Origin of the sequence: Pseudomonas sp. SJZ079 (assembly GCF_007993865.1) — a bacterium.
In the GTDB taxonomy this organism is placed as follows: Bacteria; Pseudomonadota; Gammaproteobacteria; order Pseudomonadales; family Pseudomonadaceae; genus Aquipseudomonas.
In genome coordinates, this window is sequence record NZ_VIUH01000059.1 from 1 (window position 1) to 1,036 (window position 1,036).

Here is a 1,036-nt window from a genome sequence, read left to right on the forward strand (position 1 = left end):
GGCTCTGTCCCAAAATTGTGTTGCAAGGACTAAGCTTTAAGGCAGACATCCGCTTGTGAGGTCTGCCCACCATGGATACTCAAGCCTTTCAGCGCTGGTTGGCTCAGGTGAGCCAACTCAGCCGCAAGCAGAAATCCGCACTTCATCAGGCTTTGCAAGAACCGCCTGCAACGGAGGTTCTTGATAGCTTGCCAGCGCTACAGAGCTGCCCACATTGCCAAACCAAGGCTGAGCATCTTGCTCCCTGGGGTTGGTCGCGTGGCTTACGCCGTTACCGTTGTCGGGCCTGTCGGCGGACATGCTCAGCGGTTTCGAGTAGTGGTCTTGCGCGCTTGCACTATCCCGAGCGCTGGAAAGACTACGCCCAGGCGCTGATTGACGGTCTGAGCGTGCGCAAGGCCGCCAAACAATGCGGCATCAGCAAGAACACCGCCTTTCTCTGGCGGCATCGTTTCCTGGCCAGCGCGGCCCAGCATCATGCATCACATGAAACGGGAGTCGTTGAGGTCGATGAGACGTTCTTTCTGGAATCCTTCAAAGGTCAACGCAAGCTGCCACGCGCGCCACGCAAAAGGGGCGGCGTCGGCAAAACACGCGGCACAGGCAGGGATCAAATTCCGGTCATGGTGGTTCGTGATCGCGAGGGGCATACCGCAGACTTCAAGCTGGAGAAACTGAATGCAGAGCATGTGCGAGCAGCCTTACTGCCGCTGATCGATCGAGAGGCTGTACTTTGCAGTGATGGCGCTGCGGTCTATGCAAACTTTGCCCGCACTCAGGGCATTACTCACCATATCGTCCACTCGCGCCCTGGCGAACGGGTACGCCAGGGCGCTTTCCACATTCAGAACGTTAATGCCTACCACAGCCGCCTGAAGCGTTGGATGACTCGCTTTCACGGTGTCGCCACCCGCTACCTCCCGAATTATCTGGGCTGGCGGCGCATGCTTGAGCGCTATCAGCAGCATATTCGGCCGGCTCACTGTATCCAGGAGGCGGTTGGACGCACCATGCAACACGCTATTGGGACATAGCC

General features: G+C 58.0%; 1 protein-coding gene. It reads left to right on the forward strand.

Annotated features, from left to right (window positions below):
* Nucleotides 1–71: 71 nt before the first annotated feature.
* Nucleotides 72–1,034, forward strand: coding sequence for an IS1595 family transposase (locus tag FBY03_RS22950; RefSeq protein ID WP_147174652.1), 963 nt, complete (start codon nt 72–74; stop codon nt 1,032–1,034).
* Nucleotides 1,035–1,036 lie beyond the last annotated feature (2 nt).